The organism is Chromohalobacter sp. 296-RDG (assembly GCF_029889885.1).
In the GTDB taxonomy this organism is placed as follows: Bacteria; Pseudomonadota; Gammaproteobacteria; order Pseudomonadales; family Halomonadaceae; genus Chromohalobacter.
In genome coordinates this window covers 1-659 of the sequence record NZ_JARANY010000297.1, presented here as the reverse complement: position 1 = coordinate 659, position 659 = coordinate 1, and the positions used below count along the sequence as shown (strand labels likewise).

General features: G+C 60.7%; 1 protein-coding gene. It reads left to right on the top strand.

What is annotated here, in order from left to right:
• Positions 1-117: 117 nt before the first annotated feature.
• A partial coding sequence (locus OP495_RS18640) for a DUF932 domain-containing protein (RefSeq protein ID WP_280571274.1) occupies positions 118-659 on the top strand: 542 nt, incomplete at its 3' end.

The following is a 659-nucleotide window of genomic DNA, read 5'->3' as shown; positions in this document are numbered from 1 at the left end:
ACTGCCTGGCTCTGTCTGGGCTGTGGTCACACCTTCCGTGAGCTGGCCTGACGCTATTCTCCCCCATTCCACACAGGCCGGCGATCTGCCGGCTTTTTTCGTTCAGGAGCATTTCCCATGGCACACCAAATCGAGCAAATGGCCTACATCGGCGATACCCCCTGGCATGGCCTGGGCCAACAGCTTTCTCGCCACCAGCCGCTGGAGGTCTGGCGGCAACAGGCGGGAATGGACTGGCACATCGATGAATCCCCGGTGCGCTTCATCACCGATGGTGCCAGCCACTTGGGCAGCATTTATTCCTTCCCGGAGCAGAAGGTGCTTTATCGCTCCGATACCAAGACTCCGCTGTCAGTGGTGTCCCAGCGCTACAAGGTGGTGCAGCCGGAGGAAGTGCTGGAGTTCTACCGCGATCTCACGGAATACGCGGGGTATGAGCTCGAGACGGCTGGTGTGCTCAAAGGGGGACGCAAGTTCTGGGCGTTGGCCCGTAGCGGACTGGGAGGCGCCCTTAAGGGCCAGGATCAGGTCAACGACTACCTGCTGCTGGCGACGTCCTGTGATGGCTCGTTGGCAACGGTAGCGACGCCGACTTCGGTACGGGTGGTCTGCAACAACACCTTGACCATCGCCGTGGATGGCATGGCGCAGGGAGTGAA